Genomic DNA, 19,170 nt, shown 5'->3' with positions numbered 1-19,170 from the left:
GGCGCTCGTCGGCTGGGCCGGGAGTGAGCGTATAGGGGTCGTCCCCTACGGGCAGGTTCGGGGTTTTTCTGGAACTCCGGGCCTGCCTGTTGCGTTTACCGTTGAAGAGAGGCGCGGAGTGCGCCGAGTCCGGTCGAGGAGGAGCTGGTGGAAGCAGTGATCGCAGTAATCGCCCTGCTCTTCGTGCTCTTCGTGGTGCTCGGCGTCTATGCCACGGTGAAGGTCGTCGGCGCCGCCAAGCGCGGAGTGGACCGCACCATCACGCAGGCCCGCCGCACGGTCGAGGACCACACCCTGCGGGCCAAGTCCTTCACCCAGTTCGGCCCGGCGGGTGAGATCGCCCAGCTGCGGCTGAAGCTGCGCACGTCGATGCGCGCCACCCAGGAGGCGCTGCACGCGGGGGTGAGCGAGGACGAGTCCCTCAAGGAGTCCCTCGGCCTCTTCGAGCGGCTCAGCGCGCACGGACACGAACTGGACGCCGAACTCAGGCGCCTGGAGTCCGAGCCCGACCGGGCCACGCTCGCCGAGCGGCTGCCCGGGCTGCGCGAGCGCACCGAGCGCATCATCAAGTCGGCGGACTCACTGCGCTGGGCCACCCGCGACCGCGCCCGCCGTTTCGCCGACGACGACCTGGACTCACTGAGCACGCAGATCGACGTGGAGGCCGGTGCGCTGCGGCACTGGACGACCACCGAGCCCACGCCCACCACACCGTCGCCCCCGTGGCCCGACGCCCGGGCCGCCGACGCCACGGCCCAGCAGACCTGGCCCGAGACTGGCCGCGCCCGCACCGCCGAGGAGCCGGAGCGGCCCGCGATCACCCCGCCGGGCCCGCGTCCCACGTACTCCTGGCAGAAGAAGACCCGCCCCGAGAGCACGACTTGATCCGGACACGGGTGCCCAGGTGAGAGGGGCCGGGCTGCCGCGTGCGCGCTACGGCAGGTAACCTCCAGCTCATGTCCCGCCATGTCGCGATCGTCACCGATTCAACGGCCTACCTGCCGCAACGGATGATGGAGCGGCACGGCATCACCGCGGTACCTCTGACGGTGGTCCTCGGCGACCAGGCCCTCGAAGAGGGCACCGAGATCTCGACCCGCTCCCTGGCCCAGGCCCTCCAGAAGCGACGTCCCGTCACCACCTCGCGGCCCAGCCCCCAGGTGTTCGCCGAGACCTACCGCAAGGTCGCCGAGTCCGGCGCCACCGGCATCGTCTCCCTGCACCTGTCCGCCGAACTCTCCGGTACGCACGACGCGGCGGTCGTCGCGGCGCGCGAGGCGCAGGTGCCGGTGCGGGTGGTGGACACCGGCATGGTCGCGATGGCCCTCGGGTTCTGCGCGCTCGCCGCGGCCGAGGCGGCGGAGGCGGGCGGCACGGTGGACGATGCCGTCACGGCGGCGGAGAAACGGGCGGCGGGCACGTCCGCGTATTTCTACGTCGACACCCTCGACTTTCTGCGCCGCGGCGGCCGGATCGGTGCCGCGCAGGCCCTCTTCGGGTCCGCCCTCGCGGTGAAGCCGTTGCTGCAGCTGCGCGGTGGCCGGATCGAGCCCTTGGAGAAGGTGCGGACCGCGTCGAAGGCCATCGCCCGACTGGAGGAGATCGCGGCGGACCGGGCCGGCAGCGCGCAGGTCGACATCGCAGTCCACCATCTCGCCGCCCCCGACCGGGCGACCGCCCTCGCGGACCGGTTGCGGGCGAGGGTGCCGGGCCTCGCCGATCTTCATGTGAGCGAGGTCGGGGCGGTGATCGGGGCGCACACGGGGCCCGGACTGCTGGGGGTCGTGGTCTCACCACGCTGAGACGGGGCCCGGGGGCGGTGGGGGTCGCTCACTCGTGTGGGTGGCGGAGTTTTCCACAACCGGGCGGCAGTCCACGGGAATTGACCAAGATCATCGCGGTGTGGCGAGGTGTCAGATCCTCGGCACATGGCACTTCGATCACGTTCACGCACAGCGACCCCGACCAGTGGCCCGGGACGCGGGCCCAGCTCCGACGGCCGGACCCGTACCTCTCCCCGGACCACCACCCGCACCCGTCACCGCCGTCCGCCCACGCGCGGCCGCGTCGCCCGACACCGGCACGCCTCCGCCGACGAGCTCCGCCGCAGGGCGGAGGCGTTGTTCGCCGAACGCGCCGGGGAATGGCGGGAGTCGGGGAAGGGGCCGCCGGGTGGGGAGCAGCGGGTCGCCGATGTCACCGATGTCGCCGACGTCAGCGGCGCGGGAGTACGGCGCTCCGGTGCGGCCGTGGGAGATGTGGCGGCTCGTGATCCCGTGGCTCGGGGCGGCGTGGCGTCTCGTGACCACATGGCTCGGGGCGGCGTGGCGTCCCCCGGCCACCCGGCTGTGGGAGGGTTCGCCGCCGAGGGCGACGCGGAGGTAGGGCTCGGCGACCGGGCCGGAGCAGCTGTGGGTGCGCGGCGGGCGCGGGTCGGGTTGGCTCTGCGGGAGCGGATGCCGGTGTGGCTGCAGACGCGATGCGGTCTGGAACGGCGAGGTGTGCTGGCGCTGACGGTGCTGCTCGTCGTCGCCGGGGCCGTCGCCGTGCAGCACTTCTGGGCCGGCCGGACCGAACCCGTTCGCGCGCCCGAGGTGGTACGGGCGGCCCAGCCGTACGGTGCGGGGAAACCGGGCGAGGAATCGGAGCCCACTGTGCCGGCCGGTGTGCCGAGCGCCGTGGGTACGGCAGCCGCGGAGATCGTCGTGGACGTCGGCGGCAAGGTGCGCGAGCCTGGAATCCATCGCCTGCCGGCCGGTTCACGGGTCGCTGACGCCTTGCGCGCGGCCGGTGGAGCGCGGCCGGGGACGAACACCGACGGCCTCAACCGCGCCCGCTTCCTGGTGGACGGGGAACAGGTGATCGTCGGGGGCCCCGCGGTCCCCTCGGTGCCCGGCTCGGGCGGTGCTCCCGCCGTCGGCGGTGCGGCCGGCTCCGGGGCGGGGGCGGCCCCGGCGGCCCCCGTGCTCCTCAACACGGCGACCATCGAGCAGCTCGACACCCTGCCCGGCGTCGGCCCGGTGCTGGCCCAGCACATCATCGACTACCGCACCCAGCACGGCGGATTCCGCTCGGTGGACGAGTTGCGCGAGGTCAACGGTATCGGCGACCGCCGCTTCGCCGACCTGCGGAATCTCGTACGGCCATGAGTACGCCGACGAGGCGCACCCCGCGCACGCCGCCCGAGCACGCCACCCCACCGCCCCGCCACGCCATCCACGCCACCTCGGGAAAACGGCTCGGAGCCGCCCACCCACGGCAGGAAGGACCGACGGACCTACGGCTGGTACCGCCCGCACTCGCGGCCTGGGTGACGGCCGCGCTGACACTGAGCGCGTCGCCGGACGGGGTGATCGGGCTGGTGTCCGGGTGCCTCGCCGTAGCCGGTGTTCTCCTGGCGTCCGCGCGGATGCGTGCTCGTCCCGCCCGGGCGACTTGGGCGCCTGTATCGGTCGCCGCAGTGCTGCTCTGTGTCGCGGCGGCCGCCGCCTCCGCCGGGCTCCACGGAGCCGACCTTCGCCGAGGGCCGGTTCCGACGCTGGCACGGCAGTACGCCACGGTGACCGCGGAGGTTCAGGTGACCTCCGATCCCCGGCTCACCCGGCCCCGGATCAGGGGGAACCACGCGGCACCGACGTCCGTGCTGATCAACGCCGAGGTGCGACGCGTCGAGACGCCGGACGGCACGATGGTGACTACACGCGCGCCGGTGCTGGTGTTCGTCGACGCGGCTGCCGGAAGGACAGGTCCGTCTTACGCCGAGACAGGGGGACCGAGTGCTGCCGCCGAAGGGGCGACGGCAGGCCCGCGTCCCGTCGTCGAAGGGCCGGGACGGTCGCCCTGGCTCGGGCTGCTGCCGTCCACACGGCTGAGGGTGACCGCGCGGCTGGCGCCCGCGATGGTGGGCGGCGACCGGGTCGCGGCCGTGCTCCGGGTACGGGGCCGGGCGGCACCGGACGTGGTGGGCGAGCCGTCGGGGCCGCAGCGGTTCGCGGGCCGGCTGCGGGCCGGGCTGAGGGAGGCCACGGACGGACTGTCGGGGGACGCGCGGGCGCTGCTGCCCGGGCTGGTCGTCGGGGACACCGCGCGGATCACTCCGGAGCTGGACGAGGCCTTCAAGGAGACCGACCTCGCGCACACCCTCGCCGTCTCGGGCAGCAATCTCACCATCATCCTGGCCCTGCTCGTCGGGCCGCCCGGGCTGGCCCAACACGTCGAGCGACGCGGGCTCGCGCCCCGTCTCGGGTTGTCGCTGCGGACGACCGCGCTGCTCGGCGGAGGGCTCACCCTCGGGTTCGTCGTGGTGTGCCGGCCGGACCCGAGTGTGCTGCGGGCGGCGGCCTGCGGAACAGTCGCACTGGTCGCGCTCGCGACCGGACGCCGCAGATCCCTGATCCCGGCACTGGCGACGGCCGTACTGCTGCTGGTGCTGTACGACCCCTGGCTGGCCCGGAGCTACGGCTTCCTGCTCTCCGTCCTGGCCACCGGAGCCCTGCTCACGCTCGCGCCCCGTTGGAGCCTCGCGCTGCGGGCGCGCCGGGTGCCGCCGCGGCTGGCGGAGGCGCTGGCCGCAGCGGCTGCCGCGCAGGCCCTGTGCGCGCCCGTCGTGGCGGTGCTGTCGGCGCGGGTGAGCCTGGTGGCGGTGCCGTGCAACCTCCTGGTGGAGTTCGCGGTCGCGCCCGCCACGGTGCTGGGCTTCGCGGCGCTGGCCACGGCACCGATGGTGATGCCGGTGGCCAAGGGGCTGGCCTGGTGCGCGAGTTGGCCCGCGGGGTGGATCGCCGGGATCGCCCGGGCCGGGGCGGCCCTGCCTGGCGGGGGAGTGGACTGGCCCGGCACCTGGGCCGGAGCGGCGCTGCTCCTCCTCGTCACGGTGGTCGTGCTGCTGCTCGGCCGACGGCTGCTGAGGCACCCCTGGCTGTGCGGGGCGTGCGGGCTGCTGCTCGTGCTGGTGGTGGTGCGGCCACCGCCGCTGACCAGGGTGATCACGGGCTGGCCGCCACCGGGCTGGCGGCTGGCGATGTGCGACGTGGGACAGGGCGACGCGACGGTGCTCGCGGCGGGTGAGGGCACCGGCGTGGTGGTGGACGCCGGACCCGATCCGGCGCCGGTCGACCACTGTCTGCGGGCGCTCGGCATCACCCGGGTGCCGCTGGTGGTGCTGACCCACTTCCACGCCGACCACGTGGCAGGGCTGCCCGGCGTGCTGCGCGGACGTTCGGTGGGCGCGATCGCCACGACGGGCTATGAAGAGCCCATGGACCAGGCCGAGTTCGTACGCAGGGAGGCGGCGGCACGGCACATTCCGGTGACGCGCGCCGCGGCCGGAGAGCGGCGGCGTACCGGGGAGTTGTCCTGGGAGGTGCTGTGGCCGCCCCCGCGTCCGGTACCGGAGCCGGAGGGGCCGAACGACGCCAGTGTCACTCTGCTGGTCCGGTCGGCGGGGCTGAGGTTCCTGATGCTCGGGGACCTCGAACCCCCGGCGCAGCAGGCGCTGTTGCGGTCACCGGCGGGCGTGGCGCTGGCCGGGGTGGACGTGCTCAAGGTCGCCCACCACGGCTCGGCCTACCAGGACCCGGAACTCATACGCCGGGTGGCCCCGCGCCTGGCGCTCATCAGTTGCGGTGCCGACAACCCGTATGGACACCCGGCTCCCAGCACGGTCGAGGCGCTGCGGGCCGGGGGCGCGACCGTGCTGCGGACCGACCGGGACGGAGCGCTCGCGGTGGCGGGAGGTGATGGCACGGGCGGCGGTGAGCTCAGGGTGGCGCGAGACTGAGGCCATGCATTCCACACAGGTTGATGCCTATCTCCGTCGCATCGGCGTCGAGCGGCCGGCCCGGCCCACCGTTGACGCCCTGCGCGAGTTGCAGCTGCGTCATCTGCAGACCGTGCCCTTCGAGAACCTGTCGGTCCACCTCGGTGAGGAGATCGTGCTGGAGGAGAAGCGGCTGCTGGACAAGGTGGTGGGCGCGCGAAGAGGCGGGTTCTGTTACGAACTGAACGGCGCGTTCGGGTTGTTGCTCGCCGCCCTCGGCTTCGAGGTCAGGTTGCTCGCGGCGCGGGTGTACGGGGACGAGGGGCGGCTCGGGATTCCGTACGACCATCTGGCGCTGCGGGTGCGGACGGTGGACGGGGGTGAATGGCTGGCCGACGTCGGGTTCGGGGCGCACAGCCACTATCCGCTGGCGTTCGAGGCGCGGGACGAGCAGGAGGACCCCGGCGGCACGTTCCGGATCGCCGAGGCGGGGCCGGACACGGCGGGTGTGCGGGGCGGGGGCGGCGTGGCGGAGAAGGGAGCGGGGGGCGAAGGGGCGGGGGACAGCAGCGCGACGGGGGCCAAGGCGCCGGAGGCGGAGACGCTGGAGAGGGAGGCGGCCGAGAGGAGCGGGGTGGTCGCGGCGGACCTTGATGTGGTGGTGGACGGCAGGGCCCAGTACCGGTTGGAGACGCGGCCCCGGGTGCTCGGTGACTTCGTGGCAGGGGCCTGGTGGCACAGCACCTCGCCGGCCTCGCACTTCACGCAGTCCCTGGTCTGCTCGCGGGTGACGGAGGACGGGGGGAGGATCACGCTCAGCGGGCGCACCGGGAACGGTTCGGTATCGAGCTGGACCGTGTGCCGACTGTGCGAAATCCCAACCGGAGTGGCTAATACGGGCCAGACGGTCTGGTTTCCCGCGATGTGGGCTCCTGTTGCCTCGAATGCCGCATCGGTGGTCGAATGCGTCTTCGGCAACAGTGATGTCAAGTCGCAGGGACGTCGAAGATGATCGGCCGCTGGTTGGGAAACCGTACGAACCGGGTGCAACGGGTGAGTCCGCTGGCGGCTGTGCAGACCCCGCCGAGTGCCGGGGTGCTCAGCTGCCGGGTGCTGGACCCGGTGAACGAGCCGGTGGCGCACGCCGAGTTCGCGGTCAGTGACGCCATGGGGCGCAAGGTGGTCAGTGGGGGGACGGATCCCTACGGGTCGTTCATGACGACGGTGCCGGCGGGGGAGTACCGGCTCGCGGTGTCGGCCGACGGGTACACGCCGTATCGGGCGACCGCGTTGGTCGGCGAGAACGCGCTCGCCTCGCTCGGTGACGTGACCCTTCAGGTCGCCCAGCCGCCGGAGCTGCCGGGGCCGGGTGACTGGGAGATCGAGCCGGCGCACTCCTCGATCGCTTTCACCGCACGGCACATAGGACTGGCCCGGATCCGCGGGCGGTTCAACTCCTTCGCGGGCGCGGTACGGATCGGTGACCGGATGGCCCAGTCGGCGATGCACGTGGTGATCGACGCGGCGTCCATCGACACGAACGTGCGGATGCGGGACGACCATCTGCGGTCGGCGGACTTCCTGGACGTGCGGCGGTTTCCGACGCTGGAGTTCTACAGCGATCGGTTCGTGCACAAGGGCGGCAACCGGTGGGCGGTCACGGGGGCGCTGTCGCTGCACGGGGTGACGCGTACGGTCACGCTCGACACGGAGTACCTCGGGCTCGGGAACGGGATGGAGGGTGAGGTGCGGGCGGCATGCCGCGCCACGACCGAGTTGCACCGGGACGACTTCACGGTGAGCTGGCAGACGATGCTGGCGCGGGGGATCGCGGTGGTGGGGCCGACCATTCGGATCGAGCTGGATGTGCAGATCGTGCCCAAGGGCTGACGTGTCGTGCCCATTGGTTGACCTGTCGTGCCCCAGGGCTGGCGTGGTGTGTGTGGGGCTCTGGCGCGGGATCTCCGGTGGCGGCGCTCCGGTGCGGGGCCCGCTGGTGGGGTCGCCTTCGTGCGGGTACCGGAGAATGGCCGCGTGAGTGATGTGAGACATGTGCTGGTGCTGCCCGACCGTGATGCCGCGGAGGAGGTGGCGGGGGCGCTCGGGGAGCGGTTCGGGGTGGCCGAGGAGCCACGACTCGTCCGGGACGCGCTGGCCGGTGAGGACGACGCCGAGGACGCGCAGTGGCTCGTGGTCCTGCGGGACGAGGAAGGGCGGCTGGACCCCGGGGAGCTGGACGCGTTCGCGGGGGAGTGGGACGGGTGGCGTGAGGAGCCGTAGGGGCGCCGGCGGGGGTGGGTCCGACGGCGACTTCGCCGGCGGGGCTCGTTGTCAGTGGCCCGTGCGATGCTTTACGCGATGGCCAGGAAGACTGCGAATGACGACCCTCTCGCCCCGGTGACCGTTGCCGTGGGCCAGGAGGACCTCCTGCTCGACCGTGCCGTGCGGGAGGTGGTGGCTGCTGCCCGGGCCTCCGACGCCGACACGGACGTACGTGACCTGACGCCGGACCAGCTGCAGCCCGGGACGCTCGCGGAGTTGACCAGCCCGTCGCTCTTCGCGGAGCGGAAGGTCGTCGTCGTACGCAATGCGCAGGATCTTTCGGCCGACACGGTCAAGGACGTGAAGGCGTATCTCGGGGCGCCTGCCGAGGAGATCACCCTCGTGCTGGTGCACGCGGGCGGAGCCAAGGGCAAGGGGCTGCTGGATGCCGCGCGCAAAGTGGGGGCGCGGGAGGTGGCGTGCCCGAAGATGACCAAGCCGGCGGATCGGCTGGCCTTTGTGCGGGGGGAGTTCCGGGCGACCGGGCGCTCGGCCACCCCTGAGGCCTGTCAGTCTCTGATGGACGCCATCGGGAGCGATCTCAGGGAACTGGCGGCCGCCGTGTCCCAGCTGGTCGCGGATGTCGAGGGCACCATCGACGAGGCGGTCGTCGGGCGGTACTACACAGGGCGGGCCGAGGCGTCCAGCTTCACGGTCGCCGACCGCGCGGTCGAGGGCCGGGCCGCGGAGGCACTGGAGGCGCTGCGGTGGTCGCTGGCCACGGGCGTGGCGCCGGTGCTGATCACCAGCGCGTTGGCGCAGGGTGTGCGGGCGATCGGGAAGCTGTCGTCGGCGCGTGGCGGCCGGCCCGCCGATCTCGCGCGGGAACTGGGCATGCCGCCGTGGAAGATCGACCGGGTACGTCAGCAGATGCGCGGGTGGACGCCGGAGGGTGTCTCCGTCGCGCTGCGGGCCGTCGCCGAGGCGGACGCGGGAGTGAAGGGCGGCGGCGACGACCCCGAGTACGCCCTGGAGAAGGCCGTCGTCGCCATCGCGCGCGCGGCACGGTCCCGGGGTCGCGGGTAGGGACCGGCACCATTCCCTGACGGCAGGGGGCCACCTCCGATCCCCCGCCCCCACGCTGGTGACGCCCGCGCCCATACGGAGGAGAATCGGACATGCCAGCCGAAAATCGCCGAGCAACGGAGAGGTGGCGGTTGTCATGGCTGAACATCCGCACGCAGCGCTCGTCCGCAGGGGATACGAAGCTTTCACGCGTGGGGACATGGACACCTTGCGCGGGCTGATGACAGCGGACTGTACGCATCATGTTCCCGGCAGCCACCCGCTCTCGGGTGACTTCAAGGGGCTGGACGCGACCATCGACATGTACGGCCGGCTCTTCGAGGAGACGGGCGGGACCATGGAGGTCAAGCTGAACAGCATCCTCGTCGACGGCCGGGGACACGCGGTCGCCGTGCACCGTTTCTCGGCCCAGCGGGCCGGCAAGCGCATCGACGCCAACGGGTGCATCGTCTTCCGGATCGTCGGAGACAAGATCAGCGACCTCGACGAGTGCGTCGATGACATCGACGTGGCGAACGAGTTCTGGACGTGAGCCCAGGCTGACCAAGGCACGCCGAAGGCCCCGGTGCCCGCCCTGGGGAAGGGCAGGTGCCGGGGCCTTCGGTTCACGATGTCAAGATGGTGGATCCGCGCCCGCGTGGCGAACGCAGGCCGCGCGCGGTTCCGGGGTGCCGGACGGGAGCGGATGAGAGAGGGCCCGCTCGATTCCCTCCGGCGGTCAGATCAGAAGGGTTCAGCCCTTGAGGGTAGCGACCTTCGAAGCAAGCGCCGACTTCTTGTTGGCGGCCTGGTTCTTGTGGATGACGCCCTTGGAGACGGCCTTGTCGAGCTGACGCGCGGCAGCGCGCTGGTACTCGGTGGCCTTCTCGGTGTCACCCGCGGCAGCGGCCTCACGGGCCTTGCGGATCGCGGTCTTCAGGGAGGACTTGACGGCCTTGTTGCGCAGCCGGGCCTTCTCGTTGGTCTTGATCCGCTTGATCTGGGACTTGATGTTCGCCACGAATGAGCCTCTACAGGTTCAGGCACGCGAGAACGAGGACCGTTTACGATCCGCTCCACGCGCCGGTGATTTCTTGATGATGTGCCTCCTGCTGAGAGGGCATGAGACACAGCCACCCAGAGTACCAGCGGCCCTCCGAGTGGCCCAAACCGGTCGCACCACCCCGCCCGTGGGACCATGGAGGCTACGTATCGATCCGACCCGAGACCGCAGACACTGCGGACGCCTCAAGAATCAGGACCCTGCGTGCCCGCGATCCCCAGCCATGTGCCCGAGCCGAGCCGTACCACCCCGGCTCTGATCCGCAACTTCTGCATCATCGCGCACATCGACCACGGCAAGTCCACGCTCGCCGACCGGATGCTCCAGCTGACCGGTGTGGTCGAGCAACGGCAGATGCGTGCTCAGTACCTCGACCGTATGGACATCGAGCGTGAGCGCGGAATCACGATCAAGTCACAGGCCGTGCGTCTGCCGTGGGCTCCCACCGATGACAAGAACAACACGCACATCCTCAACATGATCGACACCCCGGGGCACGTCGACTTCACCTACGAGGTCTCGCGGTCACTCGCGGCCTGCGAGGGCACCGTGCTGCTCGTCGACGCCGCCCAGGGCATCGAGGCCCAGACCCTCGCCAACCTCTACCTGGCGATGGAGAACGACCTCAAGATCATCCCCGTACTGAACAAGATCGACCTGCCGGCCGCCCAGCCGGAGAAATTCTCCGAGGAACTCGCCAACCTCATCGGCTGCCAGCCCGACGACGTGCTCAAGGTCTCCGCGAAGACCGGCGTCGGCGTGGACGCGCTCCTGGACCGGGTGGTCCGGGACGTCCCGCCCCCGGTCGGCGTCAAGGACGCCCCCGCCCGCGCGATGATCTTCGACTCGGTCTACGACTCCTACCGGGGCGTCGTCACCTACGTCCGCGTCATCGACGGCCAGCTCAACAAGCGCGAGCGCATCAAGATGATGTCGACCGGCGCCACCCACGAGCTCCTCGAGATCGGCGTCTCGTCCCCCGAGATGACACCGGCGGACGGCATCGGCGTCGGTGAGGTGGGCTACATCATCACCGGTGTGAAGGACGTCCGTCAGTCCAAGGTCGGCGACACCATCACCAGCAAGGACAAGGGCGCCACCGAGGCCCTCGGCGGGTACAAGGACCCCAAGCCGATGGTCTTCTCCGGCCTCTACCCGCTGGACGGCTCGGACTATCCCGACCTCCGCGAGGCGCTGGACAAGCTCCAGCTCAACGACGCCGCCCTGGTCTACGAGCCGGAGACCTCCGCGGCCCTCGGCTTCGGCTTCCGTGTCGGCTTTCTCGGTCTGCTGCACCTCGACGTCATCCGTGAGCGCCTGGAGCGCGAGTTCAACCTCGAACTCATCGCCACCGCGCCCAACGTGGTCTACCGCGTGATCATGGAGGACGGGAAGGAGCACACGGTCACCAACCCGAGCGAGTTCCCCGAGGGCAAGATCGACAAGGTCTTCGAGCCGGTCGTCCGGGCCACGATCCTCGCTCCCAGCGAGTTCATCGGATCGATCATGGAGCTCTGCCAGACCCGCCGCGGCACCCTCCTCGGCATGGACTACCTCTCCGAGGACCGCGTCGAGATCCGCTACACGCTTCCCCTCGCCGAGATCGTCTTCGACTTCTTCGACAACCTGAAGTCCAAGACGCGCGGATACGCCTCCCTGGACTACGAGCCCACCGGCGAGCAGGACGCCCAGCTGGTGAAGGTCGACATCCTGCTCCACGGCGACCGGGTCGACGCGTTCTCCGCCGTCACCCACAAGGACGCCGCGTACGCGTACGGCGTACGGCTCGTCGCCAAGCTGCGCGAGCTGATCCCGCGCCAGGCCTTCGAGATCCCCATCCAGGCCGCCATCGGCTCCCGGGTCATCGCCCGCGAGACCATCCGCGCCATCCGCAAGGACGTCCTAGCCAAGTGCTACGGCGGTGACATCTCCCGTAAGCGGAAGCTGCTCGAGAAGCAGAAGGAAGGCAAGAAGCGGATGAAGATGGTGGGTTCCGTGGAGGTTCCGCAGGAGGCCTTCATCTCCGTCCTGTCCAGCGACGACAGCGCGGGTTCCGGCAAGGGCAAGAAGTAGCCGTCGTCTACCGCGAAAATAGGGGCCTGCCGCGTGTCAGCGCGGTGGGCCCCTACGCGTGCGTAGCGTCGCTCTCTGTAGGAAGTGACAGGCCGTCGCCCCTTACGCACCGGCCGGTCGCGCCTTACCCTGATCTCTGCTCGATGGTTACTCGCGAGTTAAACAACGGCTCGCGAGTGAGAACAGCCGCAAGCCCAGCAGCAAAGACCCAAGCCGCAAAGACCCCAGCCGCACTGAGCCAGCCGCGCTGTCGCGGGCCCCGGAGGATGTCGTGAGCGACACACAGACCCTGATCGAGAACCGACCGCCGAGCGTCGCGAACCTCTTCCTGGAGCGCGTGGCGGCCACACCGGACGCCGAGGCATACCGCTACCCGGTGTCCCCTGCCTCCGGCGAGGGCCCGGACGACTGGAAGTCGCTGACCTGGGCGCAGGCGGCCGAGCGGGTCTACGCGATCGCGGCGGGCCTGATCGAGCTGGGTGTCCAGCCCGAGCAGCGCGTCGCGCTCGCCGCCTCCACCCGGATCGAGTGGATCCTGGTCGACCTCGGCATCATGTGCGCCGGGGCCGCCACGACCACCGTCTACCCGCAGACCAACGCCGACGAGTCCGCGTTCATCCTGTCCGACTCCGACAGCCGGGTGCTGATCGCCGAGGACGCCGCCCAGCTCGCCAAGGCGGTCGAGAAGCGGGCCGAGCTGCCCGACCTCACCCACGTGGTCGTGGTCGACCCGGCCGGAGTCGAGACCGCCGACTGGATCCTCACCCTCGACGAGCTGGAGAAGCGCGGCGCCGCCCGGCTGGAGAAGGACCCCGACCTGATCAAGGAGCGGGTCGGCGCGATCACCAAGGACCAGCTCGCCACCCTCATCTACACCTCCGGCACCACCGGCCGCCCCAAGGGCGTGCGTCTGCCGCACGACAACTGGGCGTACATGGCGAAGGCGATCGCCGCGACCGGGCTGATCAGCGCCGAGGACGTGCAGTACCTGTGGCTGCCGCTCGCGCACGTCTTCGGCAAGGTGCTCACCTCGGGCCAGATCGAGGTCGGGCACGTCACCGCCGTCGACGGCCGCGTCGACAAGATCATCGAGAATCTGCCGGTGGTGCAGCCGACGTACATGGCGGCCGTTCCGCGCATCTTCGAGAAGGTCTACAACGGGGTCGCCGCGAAGGCCCGGGCGGGCGGCGGCGCCAAGTACAAGATCTTCCAGTGGGCCTCCGAGGTCGCCCGCGAGTACGCCAAGGCCGCGCAGGACAACTTCCGGCACACCGGATCGGCGTCCGTCCCCTTCGGACTCGGGGCCAAGCACAAGGTCGCCGACGCGCTCGTCTTCGCGAAGATCCGTGAGGCGTTCGGCGGGAACCTGCGGGCGTGTGTGTCGGGCAGCGCGGCCCTGGCGCCCGAGATCGGCTACTTCTTCGCCGGCGCCGGCATCCACATCCTCGAGGGCTACGGGCTCACGGAGTCCTCCGCGGCCTCCTTCGTGAACCCCGGCGAGGCCTACCGAACCGGCACGGTCGGCAAGCCGCTGCCCGGCACGGAGGTGCGCATCGCCGACGACGGCGAGATCCTGCTGCGTGGGCCGGGCATCATGGAGGGCTACCACCAACTGCCCGAGAAGACCGCCGAGGTGCTGGAGGCGGACGGCTGGTTCCACACCGGGGACATCGGCGAGCTGTCGCCCGACGGGTACCTGCGGATCACCGACCGCAAGAAGGACCTCATCAAAACGTCCGGCGGCAAGTACATCGCGCCCGCGGAGGTCGAGGGGCAGTTCAAGGCGGTGTGCCCGTACGTGTCCAACATCCTGGTGCACGGGGCGGACCGGAACTTCTGCACGGCGCTCATCGCGTTGGACGAGGTGTCGATTCTCGACTGGGCCAAGGAGAACGGGCTGGAGGGGAAGTCGTACGCGGACGTCGTCGCCGCGCCGGCGACGGTCTCGATGGTCGAGGGATACGTGAAGGAGCTCAACGAGGGGCTTCAGCGGTGGCAGACGATCAAGAAGTTCCGCTTGCTGCCGAGGGATCTCGACGTCGAGCACGGTGAGATCACGCCGAGCCTGAAGCTGAAGCGGCCGGTTGTCGAGCGGGAGTACAAGCACCTGATCGACGAGATGTACGCGGGGTCGCGCGAAGCGTAGGGCGTGGCGGGGGGCTGTTCGGCGGCTGACGGTCCGTTGTGGCTTGTCGCGCCCACGCGGCGGAGCCGCAAATCGACACAGCCCCGCGCCCCTCAAAGGCAGGTCACTTCACGCCCCCTCTGGCTCGCCGGGTGGCCGGGGCTGACGACCGGGACGTACAGCGTGAAGGTGGACCCCTGGCCGGGTTCGCTCTCGGCGACGATACGGCCGCCCAGCAGGCCCGCGATCACACGGCTGATGGACAGCCCGAGGCCGGTGCCCCGTACCTGCGGTTGGTCGTGCCGTCTGTCTGCTGGAACGCGCCGGGACGCCATCGTGTTGACCGCCTCGGTCACATCCCGCCGACCCGGGTCACCTCGCCGGTGAACAGGGAGAGTTGGTCCACCGTCTTGTTCACGGCCCGGCACAGCCGGCGCAGGTCGCCGCGCAACTCCCGGCTGCCGTCGTGCAGATCGACCCGCTGGGTCAGATCACCGCCGGCCACCGCGTCCAGCACCCGGGGCCACCAGCGCGTCGAGGAGCTGGTTGACGTCGTTGACCCGGGAGGTCCAGGCGCCCTGGCCCGGGCTCGCGTAGAGCCGTTCGTCGAGTCGGCCGTGCCGGACCAACTCCCGTTTCACGCGCTGTACTTCGGTGGTGAAGTGGGTGCCGCGGTCCATGATGGCCAGGCGGTGACCCGACTCCGGAACCTTGGAGAAGTCCTCGTCCCGGGCCGCGGTCATCGCGGCGAGCAGCGGGCGCAGATCCGATGCTCGAATCTGGCCATCTTTGTGACCGTCTTCGAGCACACGCGTAGCACTGTTCTCACTCATGGCGGCCCACTTCGGTAACTCGGCGCTTATGGGCGGGGCCAGTCTGTCACTCTGTCGGCATCGACTGAGGTGTATTCGTCCGAACCGTTCGGGGAGGTGCCCATGGGGGCCATTCCTACGCAACGGGAGACCGTTTCCCGTGCTTCTGATGCGCCTGCGCCCGGGGGCGCGCACCCGCGCGCCGAGGAGCTTCCGCGCGCCGAAGCGCCCCCAAGCGGGCGCCCTGACATGCCCCCGCGCGCCGAGGCGCATCCGGCCATGGAGCCGGGTCCGGCCACCGGTGCGCTTCCGGCCACTGACCTGCGTCCGACCACCGATGCGTTTCCGGCCATCGCGGCGCGTCCGGCCGCCAATGCGCATCCGGCCACCGACGCGCCCTCACGTAAGGAGTCGGCGGAGGCACACGCCACCCTGCCCGGCAGCCCGCACGCACCGGGTTCCGCCCGCGCGCTGTTACGGGCGGCGTTCTCCGAATGGGGCGAGCGCGAGCTGCCCGGTACCGAGCACCTCGGTGACCGGCTGGCCGGCGACGCGGTGGTCGTCGTCAGCGAACTCGTCACCAACGCCGTGGTGCACGCGGGCACCGACGTCGAGGTGGTCTGCCGTCTGGAGGCAGAGACGGGCTCCCTCGTCGTCGAGGTCCTGGACCACCACCCCTCGCGCGCCCCACGCGACGCCGAGCCGTCGTACGAGACACCGGAGTACGGGCGCGGCTTGCGGCTGGTCGCCGCGCTCGCCGAGTCCTGGGGCGTCACGTACCGCACGGGCGCCAAGACGGTGTGGGCGCGGCTGCCCGCGCACGCCGTCCCGCCCGCGGAGGAACGTGGCGCGTACGCGGGGGAGCGCGGGCTGCGGGTCGCCGGGATACTCGCCCCCGAGCCGCAGCGCACCGAGCAGGAACGGGACTGGCTGGGCCGGGGCGCCCTGTCCTTCCTCGCCGAGGCCTCCGACCTGCTCGCCGGGCAGCTCGACGAGAACCTGGTGGCCGCGCTCGCCGGGCAGCTGATCGTGCCGCGGCTGGCCGACTGGTGCGCGGTGTGGCTGGAGGACGAGGTCACCGGCCGGGCAGGCTGGGCGGCCGACGGTACCGCGGGCACCGGGCCGCAGCTGGCCCGGGTGTGGCACGGCAGCGAGAACCGCATCGAGGAGCTCCGGCATGCCCTGGAGAAGGAACCGCCGCACCCGCCCGAACCGGCCCGCTCAGGGCCCGCCCCTTTCCCCTGGCCCGCACAGGCGCTGGGTCCGGACGGCTCCGCGCTCGCCTACCGTCTGACCGCCGGCGGCCGCCCGCTCGGCACCCTGGTCATCGGCCGGGCCGGACTGCTGAGCTTCCCCGACGAGATCACCGGGCTGGTCGAGGACCTCAGCCGCCGCGTCGCCCTCGCCGTCGGCGCGGCCCGCCAGTACGCCCGGCAGGCCACCATCAGCGCCGTACTGCAGCGCGGCCTGCTGCCCGGCGCGGTCGCCGAGATACCGGGGATGCGCAGTGCCCTGGTGTACGAACCATGCGACAAGGGCGGGCCCAGTGGCGACTTCTACGACCTCTTCCCGGCCGGCGACGGACGCTGGTGCTTCGCCGTCGGGGACGTCCAGGGCAAGGGGCCCGAGGCCGCCGTGGTCATCGGTCTCGCGCGGCCCTGGCTGCGGCTGCTGGCCCGCGAGGGCTACCGGGTGGCCGACGTCCTGGACCGGCTCAACCAGCTGCTCCTCGACGACGCGACGGAGGCCGCGGACGCGGCGGCCCGCGCGCTGGCCTCGGCGGACGGCCGGCCGCCCGGCCCCGGCGACGGTCCGCAGACCCGGTTCCTGTCCCTGCTCTACGGCGAGCTGGTCCCGTTCGACGGCGGTGTGCGCTGCACCCTCGCTTCCGCCGGACATCCGCTGCCGCTGCTGCTCGGCGCGGGCGGCGAGGTCCGTACGGCAGCGTGTCCGCAGACCCTCCTCGGGGTCATCGAGGACGCCACGTACACCAGCGAGACCTTCGAGCTGCGGTCCGGTGACAGCCTGCTGTGCGTGACGGACGGGGTGACCGAGCGGCGCAGCGGCTCACGCCAGTTCGACGACGAGGACGGGCTGGCGGAGGCGCTGGCCGGGTGCACGGGCCTCGACGCGGAACTGATCGCGGAGCGCATCAAGCGCCTGGTGCACGAATTCGGGGCGCGCCCACCGGAGGACGACCTGGCGCTGCTGGTCCTGCAGGCGGAGTAGGGACCCTGTCGGGTCCCTCGGGGGGAGTGGGGTCCCCGACGGTCCCGCAGGCCGAGGGGGACCCTCGCCGGTCCGGCGGGCGGAGTGGGACTCCTGGCGGTCCTGCGGGCGGAGTGGGGGTCCCCGGCGGTCCCGCAAGCGGTGTCGGTGTTCCCGGGGGTCCCGCAGGCCGAGGGGGGGCACCTCGCCGGTCCCGCGGCGGGCGGAGCGGGGATCCCCGGCAGTCCCGCAAGCGGTGTTCCCGGCGGCCCCGCAGGCGGAGGGGGACCCTCGCCGGTCCCGCGGGCGGGCGGAGTGGGGGTCCTCGCGGTCTTGCGGGCGGAGCGGGGGTTCCCGGCGGTCCCGCAAGCTGTGTCGGCGTTCCTGGCGGTCCCGCAGGCTAAGGGGACCCTCGCCGGTCCCGGGGCGGGCGGAGTGGGGATCCTCGGCGGTCCCGTGGCCGGAGGGGATCCTCGCCGGTCCCGCAGGTGGAGTGGGTACCGTCGCCGGTGCGGGACAATGGGGGACATGCCTTCCGCACTCCCCGACGGCGAGCCCGTGCCCGACGACGGCGCCCTGCCCGCGTCCGCGCTCGCCGGGGCGGCCGACCGTCCCCTCGGGTTCTATCTGCACGTCCCGTACTGCGCGACCCGCTGCGGCTACTGCGACTTCAACACGTACACGGCGACCGAGCTGCGCGGCACCGGCGGGGTCCTCGCCTCCCGCGACAACTACGCGGACACCCTGACCGACGAGATCCGGCTGGCCCGAAAGGTCCTCGGCGACGACCCGCGCGAGGTCCGCACGGTCTTCGTCGGCGGCGGTACGCCCACGCTGCTGGCCGCCGACGACCTGGTGCGGATGCTGGCCGCGATCCGCGACGAGTTCGGCCTCGCGCCCGACGCGGAGGTCACCACGGAGGCGAACCCCGAGTCGGTCGACCCGGGCTATCTGGCGACGCTCCGGGAGGGCGGCTTCAACCGGATCTCCTTCGGTATGCAGAGCGCGCGGCAGCACGTGCTGAAGGTCCTGGACCGCACGCACACGCCGGGCCGCCCGGAGGCGTGCGTCGCGGAGGCCCGCGCGGCCGGCTTCGAGCATGTGAACCTCGACCTCATCTACGGCACCCCGGGCGAGTCCGACGACGACTGGCGGGCCTCGCTGGCGGCGGCCCTCGGCGCCGGCCCCGACCACGTCTCGGCGTACGCGCTGATCGTCGAGGAGGGCACACAGCTCGCTCGCCGGATCCGCCGGGGCGAGGTCCCGATGACCGACGACGACGTCCACGCCGACCGCTATCTGATCGCGGAGGAGACCCTGTCCGCGGCGGGCTTCGACTGGTACGAGGTCTCCAACTGGGCCACCTCCGAAGCGGGCCGTTGCCGCCACAACGAGCTGTATTGGCGCGGCGCCGACTGGTGGGGCGCGGGTCCGGGCGCGCACAGCCATGTGGGCGGTGTGCGCTGGTGGAACGTCAAGCACCCGGGGGCGTACGCGGCGGCGCTGGCGGCGGGGCGGTCGCCTGGTGCCGGGCGTGAGCTTCTGTCCCGGGAGGACCGCCGGGTGGAGCGGATCCTGCTGGAGCTGCGGCTGCTGGAGGGCGTACCGCTGGATCTGCTGCACGAGGCCGGCCTCGCGGCGTCCCGCCGGGCCCTCGTCGACGGGCTTCTCCAGGAGGGGCCGTACGAGGCGGGGCGCGCGGTGCTCACGTTGCGGGGGCGGCTGCTGGCGGACGCGGTGGTGCGGGACCTGGTGGACTGAGGGGGGCTCCCCGGGCGCCCCGGGCGGGTTTGTCTCGCCCCCG

Annotated in this window: 15 protein-coding genes and 1 pseudogene; 13 read left to right on the top strand and 3 right to left on the bottom strand. The window is 71.7% G+C overall.

Annotation, left to right across the window (positions count from 1 at the left end; all coding sequences use genetic code 11):
- Window positions 1-147 precede the first annotated feature (147 nt).
- The 9 genes from AB0H86_RS14020 to AB0H86_RS13980 all read left to right on the top strand — a co-directional run bounded on the left by AB0H86_RS14020 (window position 148) and on the right by AB0H86_RS13980 (window position 9,638).
- Entirely contained in the window at window positions 148-885 is a 738-nt protein-coding gene (locus AB0H86_RS14020) for a hypothetical protein (protein ID WP_362436934.1), read from the top strand.
- A gap of 71 nt (window positions 886-956) precedes the next feature.
- Window positions 957-1,802 (top strand): DegV family protein, encoded by an 846-nt coding sequence (locus AB0H86_RS14015; protein WP_362436932.1) that lies wholly within the window; start codon window positions 957-959, stop codon window positions 1,800-1,802.
- A 126-nt stretch (window positions 1,803-1,928) separates the two neighbouring features.
- Entirely contained in the window at window positions 1,929-3,149 is a 1,221-nt protein-coding gene (locus tag AB0H86_RS14010; protein ID WP_362436930.1) for a ComEA family DNA-binding protein, read from the top strand.
- Window positions 3,150-3,214: 65 nt separating this feature from the next.
- On the top strand, window positions 3,215-5,779 hold the full coding sequence (locus AB0H86_RS14005; protein ID WP_362437350.1) for a ComEC/Rec2 family competence protein: 2,565 nt from the start codon (window positions 3,215-3,217) through the stop codon (window positions 5,777-5,779).
- Between the two features lie 4 nt (window positions 5,780-5,783).
- Window positions 5,784-6,770 (top strand): arylamine N-acetyltransferase, encoded by a 987-nt coding sequence (locus tag AB0H86_RS14000; RefSeq protein ID WP_362436928.1) that lies wholly within the window; start codon window positions 5,784-5,786, stop codon window positions 6,768-6,770.
- Complete coding sequence (locus AB0H86_RS13995; RefSeq protein ID WP_362436926.1) at window positions 6,767-7,648, top strand: YceI family protein; 882 nt, start codon at window positions 6,767-6,769, stop codon at window positions 7,646-7,648. The genes AB0H86_RS14000 and AB0H86_RS13995 overlap by 4 nt, the downstream gene beginning before the upstream one ends.
- Window positions 7,649-7,792: 144 nt before the next feature.
- Window positions 7,793-8,038: a hypothetical protein gene (locus AB0H86_RS13990; protein ID WP_362436924.1), complete on the top strand. Its 246-nt coding sequence runs from the start codon at window positions 7,793-7,795 to the stop codon at window positions 8,036-8,038.
- Between the two features lie 78 nt (window positions 8,039-8,116).
- A complete protein-coding gene (gene holA, locus AB0H86_RS13985; RefSeq protein ID WP_362436922.1) occupies window positions 8,117-9,106 on the top strand; it encodes a DNA polymerase III subunit delta in 990 nt (329 codons plus the stop codon).
- A gap of 136 nt (window positions 9,107-9,242) precedes the next feature.
- Complete coding sequence (locus AB0H86_RS13980) at window positions 9,243-9,638, top strand: nuclear transport factor 2 family protein (RefSeq protein WP_362436920.1); 396 nt, start codon at window positions 9,243-9,245, stop codon at window positions 9,636-9,638.
- 201 nt (window positions 9,639-9,839) lie between these two features.
- Here AB0H86_RS13980 and rpsT read toward each other — a convergent pair whose 3' ends face one another.
- The gene (gene rpsT, locus AB0H86_RS13975; protein ID WP_362436918.1) at window positions 9,840-10,106 is read right to left on the bottom strand and encodes a 30S ribosomal protein S20; all 267 of its coding nucleotides are present in this window, start codon (window positions 10,104-10,106) and stop codon (window positions 9,840-9,842) included.
- 246 nt (window positions 10,107-10,352) lie between these two features.
- On the opposite strand from rpsT, the gene lepA reads away from it, so the two are divergent.
- Window positions 10,353-12,221 (top strand): translation elongation factor 4, encoded by a 1,869-nt coding sequence (gene lepA / locus AB0H86_RS13970; protein ID WP_362436916.1) that lies wholly within the window; start codon window positions 10,353-10,355, stop codon window positions 12,219-12,221.
- Between the two features lie 271 nt (window positions 12,222-12,492).
- Window positions 12,493-14,367 (top strand): AMP-dependent synthetase/ligase, encoded by a 1,875-nt coding sequence (locus AB0H86_RS13965; RefSeq protein WP_362436914.1) that lies wholly within the window; start codon window positions 12,493-12,495, stop codon window positions 14,365-14,367.
- A 92-nt stretch (window positions 14,368-14,459) separates the two neighbouring features.
- On the opposite strand, the gene AB0H86_RS13960 is transcribed toward AB0H86_RS13965, so the two are convergent.
- Together AB0H86_RS13960 and AB0H86_RS13955 are read right to left on the bottom strand one after the other, a co-directional pair.
- Window positions 14,460-14,702 carry an ATP-binding protein gene (locus AB0H86_RS13960; protein ID WP_362436912.1) on the bottom strand — a complete coding sequence of 81 codons (243 nt, stop codon included), beginning with the start codon at window positions 14,700-14,702 and terminating at the stop codon, window positions 14,460-14,462.
- An 8-nt stretch (window positions 14,703-14,710) separates the two neighbouring features.
- Window positions 14,711-15,179, bottom strand: a pseudogene (locus AB0H86_RS13955) (hybrid sensor histidine kinase/response regulator); the annotation flags it as partial.
- 228 nt (window positions 15,180-15,407) lie between these two features.
- Between AB0H86_RS13955 and AB0H86_RS13950 the strand changes: the two are divergent.
- Both AB0H86_RS13950 and hemW read left to right on the top strand, forming a co-directional pair.
- Complete coding sequence (locus AB0H86_RS13950) at window positions 15,408-17,387, top strand: ATP-binding SpoIIE family protein phosphatase (RefSeq protein WP_362436910.1); 1,980 nt, start codon at window positions 15,408-15,410, stop codon at window positions 17,385-17,387.
- A 507-nt stretch (window positions 17,388-17,894) separates the two neighbouring features.
- Window positions 17,895-19,127: a radical SAM family heme chaperone HemW gene (gene hemW / locus AB0H86_RS13945; protein ID WP_362436908.1), complete on the top strand. Its 1,233-nt coding sequence runs from the start codon at window positions 17,895-17,897 to the stop codon at window positions 19,125-19,127.
- Window positions 19,128-19,170 lie beyond the last annotated feature (43 nt).

The organism is Streptomyces sp. NPDC050997 (genome assembly GCF_040660135.1).
GTDB lineage: Bacteria > Actinomycetota > Actinomycetes > Streptomycetales > Streptomycetaceae > Streptomyces.
Note: the sequence above shows the minus strand (reverse complement) of the source record. Positions and strands in the feature narration are given on the sequence as shown.

Excerpts from the sequence above, each read along its gene's own strand:
- AB0H86_RS13950 (WP_362436910.1), top strand. The coding sequence starts at position 15,408 with ATGCCCCCGCGCGCCGAGGCGCATCCGGCCATGGAGCCGGGTCCGGCC.
- AB0H86_RS14015 (WP_362436932.1), top strand. The coding sequence starts at position 957 with ATGTCCCGCCATGTCGCGATCGTCACCGATTCAACGGCCTACCTGCCG.
- AB0H86_RS14010 (WP_362436930.1), top strand. The coding sequence starts at position 1,929 with ATGGCACTTCGATCACGTTCACGCACAGCGACCCCGACCAGTGGCCCG.
- AB0H86_RS14000 (WP_362436928.1), top strand. The coding sequence starts at position 5,784 with ATGCATTCCACACAGGTTGATGCCTATCTCCGTCGCATCGGCGTCGAG.
- holA (WP_362436922.1), top strand. The coding sequence starts at position 8,117 with ATGGCCAGGAAGACTGCGAATGACGACCCTCTCGCCCCGGTGACCGTT.
- hemW (WP_362436908.1), top strand. The coding sequence starts at position 17,895 with ATGCCTTCCGCACTCCCCGACGGCGAGCCCGTGCCCGACGACGGCGCC.
- AB0H86_RS13980 (WP_362436920.1), top strand. The coding sequence starts at position 9,243 with ATGGCTGAACATCCGCACGCAGCGCTCGTCCGCAGGGGATACGAAGCT.
- AB0H86_RS13995 (WP_362436926.1), top strand. The coding sequence starts at position 6,767 with ATGATCGGCCGCTGGTTGGGAAACCGTACGAACCGGGTGCAACGGGTG.